The organism is Streptomyces sp. NPDC059957 (assembly GCF_042730015.1).
GTDB lineage: Bacteria > Actinomycetota > Actinomycetes > Streptomycetales > Streptomycetaceae > Streptomyces.
Map to the genome: position 1 here is coordinate 16,485 of NZ_JBHWMB010000042.1, position 17,101 is coordinate 33,585.

Annotated in this window: 13 protein-coding genes and 1 tRNA gene; 1 reads left to right on the plus strand and 13 read right to left on the minus strand. The window is 72.1% G+C overall.

The window, feature by feature from the left end; all coding sequences use genetic code 11:
- Positions 1-162: 162 nt before the first annotated feature.
- The 3 genes from ACFWBW_RS25880 to ACFWBW_RS25890 all read right to left on the minus strand — a co-directional run bounded on the left by ACFWBW_RS25880 (position 163) and on the right by ACFWBW_RS25890 (position 2,508).
- Positions 163-534, minus strand: coding sequence for a type II toxin-antitoxin system death-on-curing family toxin (locus ACFWBW_RS25880; RefSeq protein WP_385376759.1), 372 nt, complete (start codon positions 532-534; stop codon positions 163-165).
- Positions 531-728 (minus strand): plasmid mobilization protein, encoded by a 198-nt coding sequence (locus tag ACFWBW_RS25885; protein WP_053702279.1) that lies wholly within the window; start codon positions 726-728, stop codon positions 531-533. The genes ACFWBW_RS25880 and ACFWBW_RS25885 overlap by 4 nt, the downstream gene beginning before the upstream one ends.
- A 319-nt stretch (positions 729-1,047) precedes the next feature.
- A complete protein-coding gene (locus tag ACFWBW_RS25890; RefSeq protein ID WP_385376762.1) occupies positions 1,048-2,508 on the minus strand; it encodes an MFS transporter in 1,461 nt (486 codons plus the stop codon).
- Between the two features lie 203 nt (positions 2,509-2,711).
- On the opposite strand from ACFWBW_RS25890, the gene ACFWBW_RS25895 reads away from it, so the two are divergent.
- A tRNA-Cys gene (locus ACFWBW_RS25895) sits at positions 2,712-2,786 on the plus strand.
- Positions 2,787-2,842: 56 nt separating this feature from the next.
- Here the strand turns inward: ACFWBW_RS25895 and ACFWBW_RS25900 are convergent.
- The 10 genes from ACFWBW_RS25900 to ACFWBW_RS25945 all read right to left on the minus strand — a co-directional run bounded on the left by ACFWBW_RS25900 (position 2,843) and on the right by ACFWBW_RS25945 (position 16,995).
- Positions 2,843-3,385 (minus strand): hypothetical protein, encoded by a 543-nt coding sequence (locus ACFWBW_RS25900; RefSeq protein WP_385376765.1) that lies wholly within the window; start codon positions 3,383-3,385, stop codon positions 2,843-2,845.
- Positions 3,385-5,670, minus strand: coding sequence for a hypothetical protein (locus ACFWBW_RS25905; RefSeq protein WP_385376768.1), 2,286 nt, complete (start codon positions 5,668-5,670; stop codon positions 3,385-3,387). The genes ACFWBW_RS25900 and ACFWBW_RS25905 overlap by 1 nt, the downstream gene beginning before the upstream one ends.
- A 16-nt stretch (positions 5,671-5,686) precedes the next feature.
- Complete coding sequence (locus tag ACFWBW_RS25910; RefSeq protein ID WP_385376770.1) at positions 5,687-6,112, minus strand: hypothetical protein; 426 nt, start codon at positions 6,110-6,112, stop codon at positions 5,687-5,689.
- Between the two features lie 55 nt (positions 6,113-6,167).
- Positions 6,168-7,349, minus strand: a complete 1,182-nt coding sequence (gene mycP / locus ACFWBW_RS25915; RefSeq protein ID WP_385376773.1) for a type VII secretion-associated serine protease mycosin — start codon at positions 7,347-7,349, stop codon at positions 6,168-6,170.
- A 21-nt stretch (positions 7,350-7,370) separates the two neighbouring features.
- Positions 7,371-8,882 carry a WXG100 family type VII secretion target gene (locus tag ACFWBW_RS25920; protein ID WP_385376776.1) on the minus strand — a complete coding sequence of 504 codons (1,512 nt, stop codon included), beginning with the start codon at positions 8,880-8,882 and terminating at the stop codon, positions 7,371-7,373.
- Positions 8,882-9,382, minus strand: coding sequence for a hypothetical protein (locus ACFWBW_RS25925; RefSeq protein ID WP_385376778.1), 501 nt, complete (start codon positions 9,380-9,382; stop codon positions 8,882-8,884). The genes ACFWBW_RS25920 and ACFWBW_RS25925 overlap by 1 nt, the downstream gene beginning before the upstream one ends.
- A 146-nt stretch (positions 9,383-9,528) precedes the next feature.
- On the minus strand, positions 9,529-11,862 hold the full coding sequence (locus ACFWBW_RS25930) for a xanthine dehydrogenase family protein molybdopterin-binding subunit (RefSeq protein ID WP_385376781.1): 2,334 nt from the start codon (positions 11,860-11,862) through the stop codon (positions 9,529-9,531).
- Positions 11,859-13,994, minus strand: a complete 2,136-nt coding sequence (locus ACFWBW_RS25935; RefSeq protein WP_385376784.1) for a (2Fe-2S)-binding protein — start codon at positions 13,992-13,994, stop codon at positions 11,859-11,861. Before ACFWBW_RS25935 ends, ACFWBW_RS25930 begins: the two co-directional genes overlap by 4 nt.
- Positions 13,991-14,923 carry an FAD binding domain-containing protein gene (locus ACFWBW_RS25940; protein WP_385376787.1) on the minus strand — a complete coding sequence of 311 codons (933 nt, stop codon included), beginning with the start codon at positions 14,921-14,923 and terminating at the stop codon, positions 13,991-13,993. Before ACFWBW_RS25940 ends, ACFWBW_RS25935 begins: the two co-directional genes overlap by 4 nt.
- Before the next feature lie 434 nt (positions 14,924-15,357).
- The gene (locus ACFWBW_RS25945; RefSeq protein ID WP_385376789.1) at positions 15,358-16,995 is read right to left on the minus strand and encodes a beta-N-acetylhexosaminidase; all 1,638 of its coding nucleotides are present in this window, start codon (positions 16,993-16,995) and stop codon (positions 15,358-15,360) included.
- Positions 16,996-17,101: the final 106 nt, after the last annotated feature.

Below are 17,101 nucleotides of genomic sequence, written 5' to 3' on the forward strand. Positions count from 1 at the left end.
ATTCCGGGCATCTTCCGGGCGTGCGGTCCGGGCATCGGTACGGCCGGCGGTACGGGCAGTCGTACGTAGGACAACCGGGCCACCTTACCGGCCCGGGCCCGCCCCTCGCGGAGGGACAGGCCCGTGACCTCGGCGCGTGCGGCGAGCATCACATTCGCGTGTTCAGCGCGCGAACCTCGGCAGTTGGGCTGCGATCTTGGGGACGTCCAGGGCGCCCTGGCACACGTCCAGCACGAAGTGTTCGGCCTCGTCGACGTCGAAGCCGGCGTCCAGCGGGTGGCCGTTCATGTGGAGGAAGACCCAGGTCGCGTACCAGGCGATGCGCTTGTTGCCGTCCACGAGGCCGTGGTTGCGGGCCAGCGATTCCATCAGGGCCGCGGCCTTCTCCCAGATGTCCGGATAGGCGTCCTGACCGAACACGCTCGACTGTGGGCGCGCGAGCGCCGAATCGAGCAGTCCGTAGTCGCGCACCTCGCTGGTCCCGAGCCGCTCCGCGAGGTTCAGCACCTCGGGCAGGGTCAGGTAGTGGGTCACGCAAGCCTCCGGTTCAGCTCACCGCTGACCTTCAGGACGTGCTCGGCCGCCTCGTTGAACAGCCGGGAATGTTCGTTTATGGCCCTGATCACCGCCTCGTGCGCGAACGACTGCATGCTGCGGCCCTCCGCCTCGGCGCGCTCGCGCAGGGCATCCAGCTCTTCTTCGGTGAACCTGACGTTGAGACCAGCCATGACCTGATGGTACCGCGCGGTACCACCCAGTGTCAGCCCTCTTTCCCGCCCCCGCCGCAACAGCGCGGCCGCCCCACTGGCCACTCCGGCGACACCAGGCTGCTTCACGCCCACCGGCCCCGAGGTGACCCCCCTGGCCCCACCCGCCCGCACACACAGGGCCGACGCCGGCCGAATCCAGCCCGCCGACTTCCGGGGCCGGCCCCGGCCCCACCCACCCGCGCACAGAGCCGGACGGCAGCCCCATCCAGCCCCGCCGGCGTTTGAGGCGCGGGGGTCCGGGGGCGGCGCCCCCGGCAACGGCGCCGGACCACGGGCCTCAGGCCTTCCGCGCACCCTCCGCATCCAGCCGGGTGGCGACCCAGGCGCCCACCAGGGCCACGCAGGCCATCGGCAGGAACACCACCACGAACGCACCGGGGTGCGAAGCCCCGCCCCCCTCCACCACGGAGTGCGCCGCACCCACCGCTCCCCCGCCCAGCGCGGCGAACGCGGCCCCGCCCGCCGCCAGCAGCACCACGTTCGCCAGCGCATCCGAGATCTGCAGCGACGCGGAGTTCGCCCCCGCCTCCTCCGGCGCCGAAAGCTTCAGCAGCAGCACGCTCGTGGAGCCGATGACGAGCCCCATCCCCAGGCACCCCAGCGCCCACACCAGAGCCAGGGTCCACACCGGCACCCACTCCACGAGCACCGCCGGCGCCCCGGCGATCGACGCCGCGACCATGATCATGCCCAGCACCATCAGCCGTTCCCGGTACGGCGCCGCCCGCCCCTGCGACTGCACCCACGAGCCGGCCGCCCACGTCACCCCGCCCAGCGCGAGCGAGAACCCGGCCATCGTCGGGCTCAGCCCCCGCTGGGTGACCAGCATCAGCGGTACGAAGCTCTCGGCCGCGATGAACGACCCCGCGGCCACGCCCCGCAGCAGCACCACCGACGGCAGCCCGCGCCGCGCCAGGTAGGTCCCGCGCGGCAGCAGCCCCAGCACGGCGGGCACCAGCAGCGCGGCCCCCGCGATCCCCGGAACCAACGACAGCCACCTCAGATCCTGGGCGGCGTACTGCAGCAGCCCCGCGCCGGCCGAGATCCCGAGGGCGAGCCGGATCCGCCGCCGGTCGAACGCCACGGGCGGAGCCTCGGGGTCCACCGGCCCGGAGGCGCTGCGCCGTATCGCGGGCAGCGCCACGGCCAGCGGTACGAAGACCAGTGCGGGTATCCCGAGGAAGACCCAGCGCCACCCGAGCTGCTCGGTCACCGTGCCCGCGGCCAGCGGTCCCACGATCGAGGGCACGACCCAGCTCGCGGCGAAGGCCGCCATGATCGCGGGCCGCAGCCGCTCCTCGTAGGCCCGGCTCACCACGACGTACAGCGCGACGATGACCAGCCCGCCACCGAACCCCTGCACGGCCCGCCCGAGCACGAACATCCACATCGCCCCGGCGGTCCCGGAACACACCAGCCCGGCGGCGAAGGACCCGATCCCCACGGTCAGCGGCCGCAGCGGCCCATGCCGGTCGGCCCACTGCCCGGAGAGCACCATCCCGAAGAGGCTGGTCGTGAAGTAGGCGGAGAAGGCGAAGGCGTACAGCCCGATCCCGTCCAGCTCCCGGGCGGCCACGGGCATGGCGGTCCCGACGGCGGTGGCCTCGAAGGCGATCAGAAAAATGACGGAGATGATCCCGATGCTGAGCGTCCGGTACGCGGGCCCGAAGATCCCGCCCTTCGGGTGGCCGGGTATCGGTGCGACGGGTGCAGCAGCTCGCTGCGGGAGGACGCTCATCGCCCCAGAGTAAGGCCCGTACCGCTATTTCGACCCTGTCATTCCGACCGATCCCGCCCCCTCCCCCAGCCCTAGGCCAAAGGTCCCTCCCACCCTCGCCGGCCTCCCTCTGTGAACGCGGCATGGCAGTCACATTGCACGCCCCACGATTCCCTTCCCCGCCCTCCCGCGCCCTCGTACGGTCATACCCATCACCACCACACAGCCGTGTGCCCGAGTGGTTTAGGGACTCGCCTGCAAAGCGGGTTACGCCGGTTCGATTCCGGTCACGGCTTCCACGAAGAAGGCCGCTCAGGATGTTCCTGGGCGGCCTTCTTCGTGCCCGGAGGCGGTGCTAGACCCCGCACCGCGTCTGTTCCTTGGCGGCGTCCAGATACTTCTTCATGAGCCCGGTGAACAGCGGGCGCCGGTCCGCCGGCTTCACCCGGTCCACCGAACCGCTGAGCCGCAGTTCCAGCTCGAAGGAGTCCTTGGAACCCTGGCACGTGATCGCGACGGCGGCGCCCCCGTCCCACACCTTGCCGTTGTCCGCGAACGGCAGCGGATCCGGCTTCTCGTCGTCCAGGTGCCAGAAGAAGTGCTGTCCCAGAGGCTGGCGCTTCACCGAGGACAGAACCCGGTTCTCACCGTCCACGGCGATGGTGCAGGTTCCGCCCTTGAACACCGGGGTCAGTTTCAGGCTGGCCGGCGACGACTCCTTCACCGTCTCTCCGTCACCCATCAGCGGCTCCAGGTCCGAGCGGGTGAAGACACCGAAACAGGACCGCTCCGGCAGCTGAGGGGCGGCTGCCTTCTTCTCTTCGGAGCAACCTGTCAGCGCGGCCGCTGCCGTGAGCCCGAGAGCCACGGCGGCGGCGGCCGTCCGGGTGAAGCGCATCAGGAGCCCCCGTTCGAAGTGGCGACCTGACCCCGGCCGACCGCGTGGGCGTTCGCCGTCTCCGTCGATGCGACACCGGCCAGGGAGTCGATCGTCCTCTGGTTCATACCGGTTCCGTTCGCGGCGTGGCGCACCGACGCGGCGGCGGACTCGCCCGCCGCGGTCTGGGCGTCGGTGTACTTGATGACGGCCTCCGAGTTGGCGTCGTCCCTCTTCTCCGCCTGGTCCTTCTCGGCAGCCTTGACGACACTGTCCGTGATGTCCTCCTGCAGCCATTCCACTACGTCCCCGGCCAGCGGAACCATCTCCAAGTACTTGCCGCCAGCCGCGCTGATCCCCCGGTTGATCCACTTGGCGTTTTCCTCGACACCCTTGACGTACTCCTCAGCCTTGTGGCCGTTCTCCGCGAAGGTCCCCTCCGCCCTGGCTTCGGAGAGGATGCCCGCGATCTGGCCGCCGGGATGCACGGCGACCTTGATCGCCGCGTCCACGTCCTCGTACTCGCTCCGGTGCACGATGACGTCGTTGATGAGCGCTGTCGTAAACGCCCGCTGCGAGTTGGTGATCGCCCCGTAGGCATCCGGGTCCTGGCCGACGGCCCCGATGAACGCCGCCATGTCGGCCTTGTGGAACTCGGCCGTCTCGCCGTTCGTCTTGATCGTCCGGCTACCGTTCTCCGCTGACACCTGGAGGTCCGGCATGTACTCCGCCGCCATCTGCCCAAAGTGGCCGGACAGGCCCTTCAGCGGGCCTTCGCCCTCGCCGGCCGCCGCCGCGATCAGCTCCGGCTTGTCCCCGACCTTCTCGACGACCCGTTCCATGACGGAGGCCATCTCCTTGGTGTGCGGTACGGGCTTCGCGTCCTCGTCGCCCGCCGCACGGCCCGACACCGCCGCTTCCAGGGCGCCGCCCAGCGCCTCTTGCGCCGCGTGCGGGTCGCCCGCCTTCGCCATGTCGAAGCCGTCCGCGTACGGCTTCTTGTCGAGCATGTAGTCGACCATGCCCTGGTCCTTGCCGTGCTGACCGCCGACCGGCTTGTCGTCCTTGGTCACGATGCCGTCGCCGTTGGAGTCCTCGCGGACCGGCTCGTTGAAGAAGGCCGTCGCCGCGTCCGGGTTGTTGCCCAGCGCCTCCATCAGACCCGTCAGCGGGTAGAAGCCCCGGCCGCCGCCCTCGCCCTGGTTGAGAACCGAGTCCAGGCCGTACGGGGCGTGGTACTCCCAGGCCTTCGGATCCTTGCGGTCCATGGCGACCATGTCGCGGCCGACCGAGGTCAGGAACTCCTTGTCGTACGTACCCTCACGGATCAGCGCACCGAGCGCCTGGTAGCCGTAGATCGTCGTCACACCACCGGTGACCTGCATCTCCTTGCGGCCGGCCTTCATCAGCTGGGTCGTCCACGCGGCGTCGAGGTGGTTCGGCACGTCCTTGTGCGTGGCCAGGCCGAGCATCGCGCCCATGTCGCTCTGGATGTTCGCGACCATCAGCGCGCGGTCCTTGCCCGCGGCGCCGAGGCTCGTGGCATCCAGCGACATGGTGGCGTACATCTCCAGCGTGCCCTCGGCGCCCACCGTCCGGTAGAAGCCCGTCGCGAACTCGGGGTCCTCACGGTTGTCGTCGAGCAGGTCCTCCAGCTCGCGCAGCGCCTCGGGGTTGCGGGCCGTGCCGCCCTCCCCCGTGACCTTCTTCATCAGCGCGGCCGCCCGGTCCGCTTGTTCGGCGTCCAGAGTGGAGTACTTCGGTGCGGTGAAGTTGTTGTCGTCCGTGACGTTGGCCTGGAGCGCGCGCACGAGGGAGTCGTCCGCGTCCTGGGCGTCTTCGACGGCCCGGTTGACCCGGTCCTGCCACAGGCCCTGGTTCTTGCGGAGCGTGGCCTGGTAGTCCGGATCGTGCTGGGCGGCGTAACGATCCTGCGCATCGGCGAGCGGGATGGCGGACACCCGCCCGCTCTCGTCGATCCGAAAGCCGGCCGCCGGGGCGTCCGCGACCAGCTTCTTGATCTGTTCCTGGACCGCCTTGAGGGTGGCGTGCCCGTCGGCGAGCAGGAGCTGGATGCCCTTGGCCTGCCGGGCCGCGTCGTCGAACTCCTTGGCCGTCTTGTCGACGAACGGACGGGCGACGCCCGCCGTGACGCCGTTCCACTGGGCCCTGTCCGACTTGGCCTTCATCCCGTCGCGGGCCGACGCCGCCAGCTCGTCCAGTTTCTTGACCATCGCGGCCCAGTCGGTGATCGCGGTCTGGAGCGGGCCCAGGGGCGCGTTCATGACGTTCTCGTACGTCAGCACGTGTCCGACACCTTCGTCACTTGAGGAGCTCGTCGATCTTGGATGCCGTGAAATCGGCGTGCAGCTGCTGCTCTTCCTTGCTGTGCGAGGAGAGGGAGTAGTTCAGGCCGTTGGAGATGTTCGCGCAGGCGGCGACGAGCGTCTTGAGCTGGCTCTCCCAGCGGGTGTTGACCTTGAGTAGGACTGGGCCGCTCGCGAAGCCCTCGCGCGTGAGCGCGCCGGCCGCCTCGGCGGTGGAGGCGGCGGCGTGCTTGCCGTCGTTGGAGAGCCGGGTGTGGAGCTTGTTGGCCTCGGAGCCGACCTCGCCGATGTGGTCCTGGTTCAGCTCCAGATCAGCGCTGCCACCGCCGGGGCCGGGCGCGGCCGGGACGCTGTTGAGCCGCGTGGCGACGTTGGCTGAGGCAGTGCTCCTGGCCGCGGACCATTCCTCGTCGAACGACATGGCGTGGCCTTCCCTTCTGGCTCTGGTGGTGTGCGCTTCTACGGGGTCGCGCGAGTCAGCGGCTGCGGCGCCGGAGGGCAACGGCGGTGACGGCTCCGCCGATGAGCACGCAGGCACCCAGCCCGAGGGCCAGCCAGGGCAGGCTGCCACTGCCGCCGCCATCTGCCTTCGCCTCGGCCTGGGGCGCGGGGGCCGCCTGGTCGGAGGGAGCGGTGGAGGAGGGCGCCGACGGGGCCTTCGTGCCGGTCCCGCCGCCGGCTGCGGCCAGGTCGGGGATCGGGTAGACGTCCGCGGGGCCGGGGTCGCCAGGGTTGGGTACGGCGGTGCGGGGGCGGACAGTGCCGTAGCCCAGGAAGTCACTGCGCTCGGCGCCGTCAATGGGCTTGCCAGCGGTGTTCATCATGACTCGAAGCACCTGGTTGTTGGTCCAGCCTGGGTGAGCCGACCAGATCAACGCCGCCGAGGCGGAGGCGAGGGCGGTGGCGTTGCTCGTTCCCGAGCCCTTGCAAACCCCTGTCTTACCAGAACAAGCCGTGACGATGTCAGCACCAGGTGCCGTCAGGTCAACTTGCGCCCCATGCTCCGACTCCGCAGTTGCTTTGCCCCCGGAGTCAACAGCGCCGACGCCCACCACTCCCGGTGTTGCAGCCGGGTAGAGGACTTCATTCGATCCATCGCCCCGATTACCTACGCCGGCAAAAATCAACTTGCCTTTGGACAAGGCGTACTTCACCGCATCTAGACGCGCGGGATCTTCTTCACCCGAAGCCAGAGAGATACTGATGATCTTCGCGTCCGTGTCTGCCGCATACCGAATAGCTGCCGTCCAGGCGGCGTTCTTAACGTCAACGCCCTCTGGCACACGAATCGGAAGAATCTTGGCCCCGGGCGCGAGCCCAAACGCCCCGTCACCGCTTGGATGTTTCCCCGTCCCAGCAATCAGCGCGGCCATCGCCGTGCCGTGCTGATTGGAGTCCGTTCGCTCATCTCCGCTGTACGTCGTGGCAAAGTCCTTGCCAGGAACGACCTGCCCTTCCAACTCAGGGATAGGCGCTACACCACCGTCGATGACGGCAACCGTGATGCCTGCCCCCGTGCTGGTCTTCCAGATCTGGTCGGCCTTCATCAAGGTGAGATGCCATTGCCGGGACCTGATGCTCTCCGCATGGGCTGGGGTTGCGGCGATCCCGACCAGCAGAAAACCTGCCAAGGTCGCCGTCGTCTTACGCATACGCATCCCGTGCAACGTCCGCTCCACTCAGTCGATCACCGGCGGAACGACACGACCATCGCCCTGCCACGTCTCTTCGTCCTCAGCCAGGTAATCAGGGCGCTCACCCTGACGGCCATCACCCCGTCGACCCGAAGCAGGTGCACCAGCAGCACCGTGACCCATCGGACCAGCCATCGGGCCCGCACCCGATCCACCGCGAACCAGCCCGGAACCGCCCTGGGTGAACGGCTGCCCACCAGCGATCGAGCGGCCACCCACACCTGACTGGCGCCCACCGACGACGCCGCCCGGTTCGGTGGCGAGACGACGGCCGGCCATGGGGTTGCCGAGACCGCCTTGCGCTCCGCCACCGCCCATACCCATGCCGCCGCCCATGCCCATGCCGCGCCCGGCCGTCTGCGCGCCCTCGCCGCCGATGACCGTGCCACGGGGAATGCTCGCGCCCGGCCCACTGGGCGTCACCGGCCGACCGCCCGAGATCCCGCTGTCGCGCGGGGGCAGACCGGCAACACCACCTAGTCCGCCTCCCTTCCCACCAATTCCTCCAGCGCCGGGAATGGTCCCGCCGGGACCAAAGCTGCCCGGACCGCCACCGCCGATCGGCTTCTGTACGCCACCGCCCGGCGGCAGCGTCACGGGTGGGACAAACCCACCGGGGGTAATAGCCGAACCGCCGCCACCCGGTCCGACCGGACCCGGGCTTCCGGGTGCTCCCGGAGCCGGGGGAAGGGTCGTACTCGGCGCCGGGCCGACGTTATCGAGACCGGTGCCAATGTTGCGGTCCGGGGGCACAGGAACGGGTGCCGGAGACGGCTGCGGGCCGGGCGCAGACCCGGAGCCAGGCGGCGAACCGCCAGGACCCGCTGGTGGCGGGGCATACGACGAACCGCCTGCCCCAACTACCTCCTGCGAAGCCCCTCCAACTGCTCCTTGAGCAGCCCCTCCGGTTGCCCCCGGAGAAGTCCCTCCAGATCGCTCGACATCCCCATACCCAGCGACCGGCGGTGGAATGAACGGCTCCGGCCACTTCGGAAACGTCGGAATCTCCGCCATCTCCATCCCAGTAGCCGAGGCCTCGTACCCCTGCGCCAGCTTCGTCATCTGCTGGATCGCCTGCTGCCGGTCGCCGCTCAGCTTCGAGTGTGCCTGCTGGCCGATCTGCGCCGCGTCGGGGTCGTTGCGGTACTCGCGGGAGGCCTCCAGGTTGGCCGCGGCCCCGCTGTCGTACGTCGGCATGTTGGCCTTGACCTCGATGACGACCTGGCTGGCCTGCGTCAGCTGCTTGCCGCCCTCGGCGCTGTATTCGCTCAGGCGCAGCGTCGCATTGCCCGTGCGGCTGACCCAGTCCTGGAAGGCCGTGGCCGATTCGCCTTCCCAGCCGGTCACCCGGTGGTCCTTGAGGCTTTCGCCGATCTCCTTGATGGTCGCCGCGGCGTCCGTCAGCTGGGCACCGCGGGTCTTGAGGGTTTCCGCGTTGGCCGAGGCGAGCATGGCCAGCAGCTGCTGGTGGGTGTGACTCTCGAAGTTCGTCGCCATCAGACGCCCTCCCCCTGGCTAAGTCCCGGCCCAGCCCCTTGTGAAGCCGAGCTGTGTGGAGGCGGCGGCGCCAACGGGTCCCGTTCCGGGACATAGTTCGCGTCGGCCTGCTTGCTGATCGCCAGCATCCGCCGCTTCGTGTCCTCGTCGACGCCCTCGAAACCGCCGTGGCTCGTCTGGATCGCGAGGCTCAGCCCCTCGATCTGCTCAGCCAGCCCCTTCGACAGCGCGAGCAGCTGCGTGTGCACGTTCGTGTAAGCCGTGAACAGCCGCTTGGCCTCCGCGAAGCCCTCCCCGAGGGAGTTCTCCGGGAGGGTGCCGTCGGCCAGTTTCTTGTCGCTCGCCGGAGAGCCGTCCAGCTTCGCCAGCAGACCGTCGACCCGCTTCTTGTAGTCCGTCAGCGATTCGTACTCGATCTGGAGCGCGCCCAGAGCTGCCGGCGAGGCAACGCCCACACCGAAGTCCACTCCGAACACGCCCGGCCCATAGTCCACTGCCACGATGGCCTCCCCGACTCCCCGTCGTCCCCGTTCACACCCGCTTCGCGTGCATTCGCACACGCACGTCGCCAGTGTCCACAAACACTCTATCGACAGACACCGACAGGCCCAAGTTTCGGGTTGCAGGTGCAATCAGGGTCACAAGGTTACGAGTTGGGCGCCGCCACCGCCGCAGATGGCCGGATCGGGAGCCTGTTGACCGGGCGGCCCGTGGCCGCGCGGACCGCCGAGGCCACCGCCGCGGGGGCCGTGACCACCGGGACGGCGCTCGCCGGCTTGGCGCCGAAGGGGGCCACCACGTCGCGTTCCTCGACGAGTTTGACGATGCGGACCGTCGGGGCGTCCAGGGAGGTGGGCAGGGCGTAGCCCGTGAGGTCGGGGTGGCGGATCAGGCCGGAGGCCGTGCGGAGGTTTTCCGTCAGGGCCGCGCCCACGCCCTGGATGACGCCCGCTTCGATACGTGCCGCCAGTTGGCGGGGGTTGAGGACCCGGCCGACGTCCTGGGCGACCGCGAGTTCCACGACGCGTACCGAACCGAGCTCGATGTCCACGTCGACCACCGCGCGGATCGCGCAGAAGGCGAGGCCCACGAAGGCGTCGCCCTGGCCGTCCCCGTCCAGCGGCTCCGTCGGGTGGGGGCGGCACTGGGCCGTGGCCCAGAGTTCCTTGCCCTCCATCGCCTCCGCGACGGTCGTGGAGAAGGCTCCGTCGTACGACGTGATCCGGCCATCCGCGATCTGGAGGAGTTCGGTGGACATGCCGAGCTTGTGGGCCATCGGCTGGAGGAGTTGGGTGCGGACCATCTTCGCCGCGCGTTCCACCGCGCCGCCCGAGACCCAGGTGTGCCGGCCGTGGGCGGAGGGGCCCGCCGGCGGCTGGTCGGTGTCGACCGGGGCCACGACGACCTCGTCCACGCCCAGGGTCTCCTGGACGATCTGGCGGGCGAGCGTGGAGAAGCCCTGGCCGGTGTCGACGGCCGCGCAGATGACCGTGGCCGCGCCGCCGACGATCTTCACGGTGGCCGTGGACACCTCGTCGGTGCCCTCCGCGCCGAGCATGTGGACCATGCCGACCCCGTACCCGACGCCGCGCCGCACCGCGCCCGGCTCCCCCGCGCCCTCCAGGCCGCCCGGGAGCAGCCACTCCTCCTCCGGGGTGTCCTTGGGAAGGGCGGGCAGCTCGTGGTCCCGTACCGCGCGCAGGAGTTCGGCCACGGGGGCGGGGCAGGTGACGGTCTGGCCGGTCGGGAGCAGGTCGCCGGTGGCCAGGACGTTGCGCAGGCGCAGCTCGGCGCCGTCGATGCCGAGGGCGGCAGCCAGCTTGTCCATCTGGCCCTCGTAGGCCGCGCAGACCTGCATGGCGCCTTCGCCGCGCACGTGGCCCGACGGGGGGTTGTTCGTACGGACCGCCCAGCCTTCCACGAAGGCGTGCGGGACGACGTACGGGCCGCAGGCGAAGGCCACCGCCGCGGCGAGGGATTCCGAGGAGGCGTCGGCGTAGGCGCCCGCGTCCATCAGGATCTGCGCCTCGACCTTGACCAGACGGCCGTCCGCGTCCGCGTGGTGGCGGTAGCGCAGCAGCGTCGGGTGGCGGTGGGGGTGGCCGAGGAAGGACTCCTCGCGGGTGGCGGCCAGCTTGACCGGGCAGCCGGTGCGCAGGGCGAGCAGTCCGAGCGGGAGCTGGAACGCGGCGTCCTCGCGGTCGGCCGTCGCGCCCGGGACCCCGGTGACCACGACCCGTACGCGGTCCGGGTCGAGGCCGAAGCAGGCGGCGGCCAGGTCGCGGTCGGTGTGCGGGTCGGTGGAGGCGGTGTAGATCTCCACGCCGCCGTCGGGGCGCGGTACGGCCAGTCCGGCTTCGGCGCCGATGGGGGCGGGGTCCTGGCGGCCGATGCGGTAGAGGCCCTCGACGACGACCTCGCCGGTGGCTTCGGGGTCGCCGTAGCGCAGCGGGATGTGCCGGATCAGGTTGCCGTCGGGGTGCAGGTCGGGGGCGCCGAAGGCCTGTTCGGGGTCGGTGACCGGGTCGAGGAGCTCGTACTCGACGGCGATCGCGGCGGCCGCGAGGCGTGCGGTGTCCGGGTGGTCGGCGGCGACGGCGGCGATGGGCTCGCCGTGGTGGCGGACCACGTCGTGCGCGAAGACGGGCCGGTCGGCGATGCGGCGGCCGTGCGTGGTGGCGCCGGGGACGTCGGCGTGGGTGACGACGGCCCGCACGCCGGGCATTTCGGCGGCGGCGGAGGCGTCGATGGAGAGGATGCGGGCGTGGGCGTGCGGGGAGCGCAGTACGGCGGCCCAGAGGAGGCCCTCGGCCCACAGGTCGGCGGCGTAGGGGAAGGTGCCCTCGGTCTTGGCCCGGGTGTCGGTGGCCGGCACGGACGCGCCGATGCCGCGCGGGACCGCCGGCTCCGACGGCTCCGCGCCCTCGGTGAGCGGTGTCGTGACCGCTGCCGGGACCGTCGCCGCGTCGTGGGCGCTCACGCCGTGCCTCCCTCATGGTTGCCGTGGTTGCCCTGCATCCCGTGGTTCCCCTGGTTCCCGTGGTTGCCCTGCATCCCGTGGACGCCGCCCTCGCCCGGCGGGGCCTGGTGCGGGATCCGGGCCTCGGCCGAGGCCGCGGCGGCCGCTTCGGCAGCCGATCCGCGCTCGGCGACGACCTCGCGCACGGCCTCGATGACGCCCGAATAGCCGGAGCAGCGGCAGAGGTTGCCGCACAGGGCCTGGCGGGTCTCCAGCTCGCTGGGGGCGTGGTTGCCTTCCAGCAGATCGTGGATGGTCATGGCCATGCCGGGCACGCAGAACCCGCACTGCACCGCACCCGACCTGCACAACGCCTCTTGTACGTCCGACAGTTCCCCGTCGGTCGCGAGACCTTCCACGGTCCGGACCTCGCTGCCCGCCGCGGTGGCCGCGGGGACGAGGCAGGAGGCGACGAGCCGGCCGTCGACCTGCACGGCGCAGGCGCCGCATTCGCCCTGTGAGCAGCCGTCCTTGGCGCCGGCGAGGCCGAGGCGCTCGCGCAGCACGTAGAGGAGGGACTCGCCGATCCACGCCCCGGTGACGGGGCGGTCGGCCCCGTTGACGCGCAGGACGTAGGAGGCCGACGGGTGCTCGTGCTGGGCGACGGCCGCGGCGTCCGCTCCGTCGGCGGCTTCTTCCTCGTACGTCGCCCCCTCGCCCGGAGCCCCTTCCGCCGTCTCCGCCGAAGCCGTCCCGACAGCCAGGTCGGTGTCGTCCGTACCCGGCGCGGGCGCGGCCGGGGCTCCGCCGGCGGCCGGTACGGCTCCGCCGTCACCCTGCTCCGCCTCCACGGCCCCGGCTCCGGCGCCGTCCTGGTCCCCGGCTCCGCCCGGGCCCGGCACACCCGCGCCGAACCCCTGCTCCGCCTCGACGACCCCGGCTCCGCCGTCGGCCCCGAACCCGCCGGCGGCCCCGGCTGCGTCCACATCCCGGGCTTCGTCTCCGCCCCGGACTCCGTCGCCATCCCGGGCTCCGTCGCCGTCAAGGGCTTCGTCATCACCCCGGGCTTCGAAACCACCCCGGGCCTCGACCCCACCCCGGGCTTCGCCCTCGTTGCCCGGGTGCTGGCGCTCCCCCGAGTCCGGGACCTGCGCCGGGCCATGGGCGGCTTCGATGTCGTGCGGGGCCGGGTAGCCCGGCTCCCCGTCCAGCGGCGTACCGACCCCCGGGCCGCCCAGTACGCGCGGTCCGCGCCCCGGGGCCGAGCCGAAGGATCCGCCGGCCGGTGCGGAAACCCCGGGGAACACCCCGGAGCCCAGCGGGTCTGAGCCCAGCGGGTCCGGACCCGGCCCGTCGGTGCCCGGCCCGTCCCCGCCCGGCTGCTGCGCCACGTACCCGCGCGCACCCTCGAAGTCCGGATGGGCCGCCCACGGGGCCGCGGCCCCGCCGGGCAGCGTGGCGGGGGCCCGGCTCCAGTCGGCGGAAGCCGCGAGCTGCCCGAAGCTGCCGGTGTCGCCCGCGCCTCCCGGGGTCCACACGTCGCTCGCCGCCGCCTCGGGGAACCGCCACTCGGCGGTGGACCCCGGCTCGTGCACGGCCGCCGCCCGGTTCCCCGCGAGGGGCTCACCGAAGGGCTCGCCGAAGGACTCACCGAGGGGCTCGCCGAAAGGCTCCGCGTAGGACTCGGCGAAAGGCTCCGCGCGGGGCTGCCCGAAGGGCTCCGCGAAGTTCTCCGCGCCGGGCTCGGCCACCTGCTCCGCCGCCGGATCCGCGAACGCCGCGGCCACCGACGCGGGGATCGGCACCGACGCCGGAATCGGAGCCCGCGCCGCGGCTCCCGCGGCACCCGCCCCCGCACCCGCGTCCGCCGGAGCCGCCGAACCGGCCTCCGGCCACTGCACCGGGATCGTCCACGTGCCCGTGGCCGCCGGATCCGTACTCCCCGAGCCCAGCGGCACGATCATCGGCGGCGGCACGTAGCCGTGCCCGGGGGCCGCGAGGGGCTCCCCGGTTCCGAGCGCGTCCAGCATGTCCTGCGGCAGTTTCACGAAGGCCGTCGCGTCGGAGTCGTACTCGCCGCCGTGCGGCACCGGCTCCCAGCCCCAGTGGGGTCCCGTCGAGCCCGCAGCACCCGTGTTGTCGTTCTCACTCATGAGCTCAGCGCCCTCCCCAGGGCCCTCCGTGCCAGCACGGCCACCGTCCGCCGCAAATGCAGTACTGCGGGAGCCACCGGCTCCCCCTGGTCGGGCACGCACGCCGCCGCGACGTACTCGCCGAAGGCCTCGAGCGCCTCGGGGGCCAGACTGCGGTCCCCGTCCCAGTCGATCAACGAAGCAACCCACTGCTCGGCTTCCAGCGGCCGCAGCGGCATCGGGGCGACCGCGCCGATCGCGCAGCGCACACCCCGGCGCGCGGGGTCCAGCACGAGTCCCACGGACGCCACCGCGCGCCCCGGTCCCGTACGGCCCGTGGCCTTGAGGAACACCTGCGGCGCGTGCAGCAACGGCACCCGCACGAAGCCGATCAGTTCTCCGGGGCGGAGCATCTCCCGGCCGGCCAGCAGGTGCGAGACCGGGATCTCGCGCTGCGATCCGCCGGGCCCGACGATGACGAGCACGGCCTCCAGCGCGGCCAGCACGGGCAGCGCGTCACCGGTCGGCGCGGCCGTGGCGATGTTGCCGCCCAGCGTGCCGGCGTTGCGGATCTGCGGCGGGCCCGCGGCGCGCGCGGCGGCGGCCAGGGCCGGGATCAGGGCGGCGAAGTCGGGCCGGCCCATGCGCGCGTGCGTGAGTCCGGCGCCGAGGAGCGCGTGGCCGTCCTGGTACTGCCAGCCGCGGATCTCGTTGATCCGGCCGAGGCCCACCAGGGCGGCGGGGCGCAGGAGTCCCGCGTTGACGGCGGCCATGAGGTCGGTGCCGCCCGCCACGGGGACGGCGGCGGGCATGGCCGCGAGCGCCGCCACGGCCTCGTCGAGCGAGGCCGGCAGCGTCACGGACTGCGCCGCGTTCCCCGCCCGCGGGTCGCTGCGGGGCCCCTGGGACGAGTCCCGTGCCTGCGGTGCGTGCGGTGCGTGCGTGGTCAACCCAGCTGCCCCTTCCCGATGTCCCGGTCCCGGCGCTCACGCCTGTCCGCCGTACGGTACGTGCTCACCGCCGGGAGGTGGCAACTCTGGCACATCTTCCGGAGCACCGGACGCGAGGGTCCACCGCCCGCGCACCACCGGCGCACCACCCTCTCGAAGCCTCCCGTGCGGACCCTCGTACCGCCCCTCGCACGGCCTTCGCACCAGCTGCTCGATCCGGCCGCGATCCCGCCGCGGTCCCGCCGTGATCCGGCCGCGACCGGGCTGCGATCCGGCCGTGATCCGGTCTCCGTCCGGCCTCGATCCGGACTCGATCCCGCCCCGCCGGCGCCGCGTTCCCCCGCCGGCGCCGCGTTCCCCCGCCGGCGCCACCCCGGCACCGCCCCGGCGCCGCCGCCCCGCTCCCGCCGAGGCTCATCCCCGCGGGGGGCTCGTCACACGTTCGGGGGCGCTCCCTCGATCGGGCGCCCGAGCACTCCGGGCCTGCGCTGCCACGGCAACGGGCCGCCCGGCGGCCGGTAGTCGACCCCGAGGGCGTCCAGGCGCCGGTAGTGCGCCGTCATCCGCGCCTCGAAGTCCGCGTAGTCCCGCTCCCCGGGCTGCGGCAGCCGGGACCACACCACCTCGGCGAAGGCCGCGAGGCGCGGGAACGCCTGGTAGTCGACGCGGCTCTGGTCCTCCATCACCTCGGTCCACACATTGGCCTGCGCACCCAGCACGTGGGCGGCCGCCTCTTCGGACAACTTCGGCGGTACTGGCTCGAACCGGTACACATCCTCCAATGTCCGTACGTACCCGATGGGCATCGGCTCGTCCCCGCCGTCCGCCTGACGGTGGTCCAGGTACACCTGCTGCTCGGGGCACATCACCACGTCGTGGCCGGCCTCGGCGGCGGCGATGCCGCCCGCGTAGCCGCGCCAGGAGGACACGGCCGCTCCCGGGGCCAGTCCGCCCTCCAGGATCTCGTCCCAGCCGATGAGCCGGCGGCCCCGCTCGGCGAGCCAGCCGTCGAAGTGCCGGATGAACCAGGACTGCAGACCGTCCTCGCCGTCGACCCCCAGCTCGCGGATCCGCTCCTGCGCGACCGCGGAGCCCTTCCACTGCGCCTTGGGGCACTCGTCGCCGCCGATGTGCACGAAGGGCGAGACCTCGGCGGGGAACAGCTCCAGCAGTTCCTCGAAGACCCCCTCGTAGAACCGCAGGACGGCCTCGGTGGGCGCGAGCACGTTCTCGTTGATGCCCCAGTCGTCCCACACCCCGAGCGCGGCCGTGTCCACCACGTCGGTGTTGCCGAGCTCCGGGTACGCGGCGATCGCGGCCTGCGAGTGCCCCGGCACGTCGATCTCCGGCACCACCCGCACGTGCCGCTCGGCGGCGTAGGCGACGATCTCGCGGATGTCGTCCCGGGTGTAGAAGCCGCCGTGCGGGGTCTCGTTCCACAGCGGGGAGGCCCGGTGGCCCCACCGGCTGCGGGACCGCCACGCGCCGACCTCGGTGAGCCTCGGGTAGCGCTCGATCTCGATCCGCCAGCCCTGGTCGTCCGTCAGGTGCAGGTGGAGCACGTTGAGCTTGTGGGCGGCGAGCAGGTCGATGTAGCGCAGCACCCCGTCCTTGGGCATGAAGTGCCGGGCCACGTCGAGCATCAGCCCGCGCCAGCCGAAGCGGGGGCCGTCGGCGACCTCGATGTACGGCAGGCTCCAGGTCCGGCCGGGCAGCGGGGCCTTCCGGCAGGCGTCGGGACCCAGGAGCTGACGCAGCGTCTGGGCACCCCAGAACAGCCCGGCCGGGCTCGCGCCCGTCAGCTCCACGCCGTCGGCGCCGACGGTGATCCCGTACGACTCCGGCCCGAGTTCACCGGCACCTTCGGGGTCGATCCGCAGCCGTACGTCGGCGCGCACGCCGGCCGCGGCCGGCGGCAGGCTCCAGCCGGTGGCGGACCCCAGCTCCCGGCGCAGCCACCGGGCGACGCCCTCGGTGCCCGGCCCGGCCTCCAGAACCGGCTCGGGCCCCAGGACGAGGCGGCGGCCGCCCCCGTCCGGAACCGCGACCTGGGGTACGGGGATCAGGTCCATGCGTCAGCCCTTCACAGCAGCCAGCCTGTTGCACAGTGCGCAACGACCATTCCGCACCGTGCTCGTCGCGGCCGACCCTAGCCCGCCCCGAGGGCACGGAAAAGGC

Bases quoted from the DNA above. Each gene is read 5' to 3' on its own strand.
- ACFWBW_RS25885 (WP_053702279.1), bottom strand. From the start codon at position 728: ATGGCTGGTCTCAACGTCAGGTTCACCGAAGAAGAGCTGGATGCCCTG.
- ACFWBW_RS25890 (WP_385376762.1), bottom strand. From the start codon at position 2,508: ATGAGCGTCCTCCCGCAGCGAGCTGCTGCACCCGTCGCACCGATACCC.
- ACFWBW_RS25900 (WP_385376765.1), bottom strand. From the start codon at position 3,385: ATGCGCTTCACCCGGACGGCCGCCGCCGCCGTGGCTCTCGGGCTCACG.
- ACFWBW_RS25910 (WP_385376770.1), bottom strand. From the start codon at position 6,112: ATGTCGTTCGACGAGGAATGGTCCGCGGCCAGGAGCACTGCCTCAGCC.
- mycP (WP_385376773.1), bottom strand. From the start codon at position 7,349: ATGCGTATGCGTAAGACGACGGCGACCTTGGCAGGTTTTCTGCTGGTC.
- ACFWBW_RS25920 (WP_385376776.1), bottom strand. From the start codon at position 8,882: ATGGCGACGAACTTCGAGAGTCACACCCACCAGCAGCTGCTGGCCATG.
- ACFWBW_RS25935 (WP_385376784.1), bottom strand. From the start codon at position 13,994: ATGAGTGAGAACGACAACACGGGTGCTGCGGGCTCGACGGGACCCCAC.
- ACFWBW_RS25945 (WP_385376789.1), bottom strand. From the start codon at position 16,995: ATGGACCTGATCCCCGTACCCCAGGTCGCGGTTCCGGACGGGGGCGGC.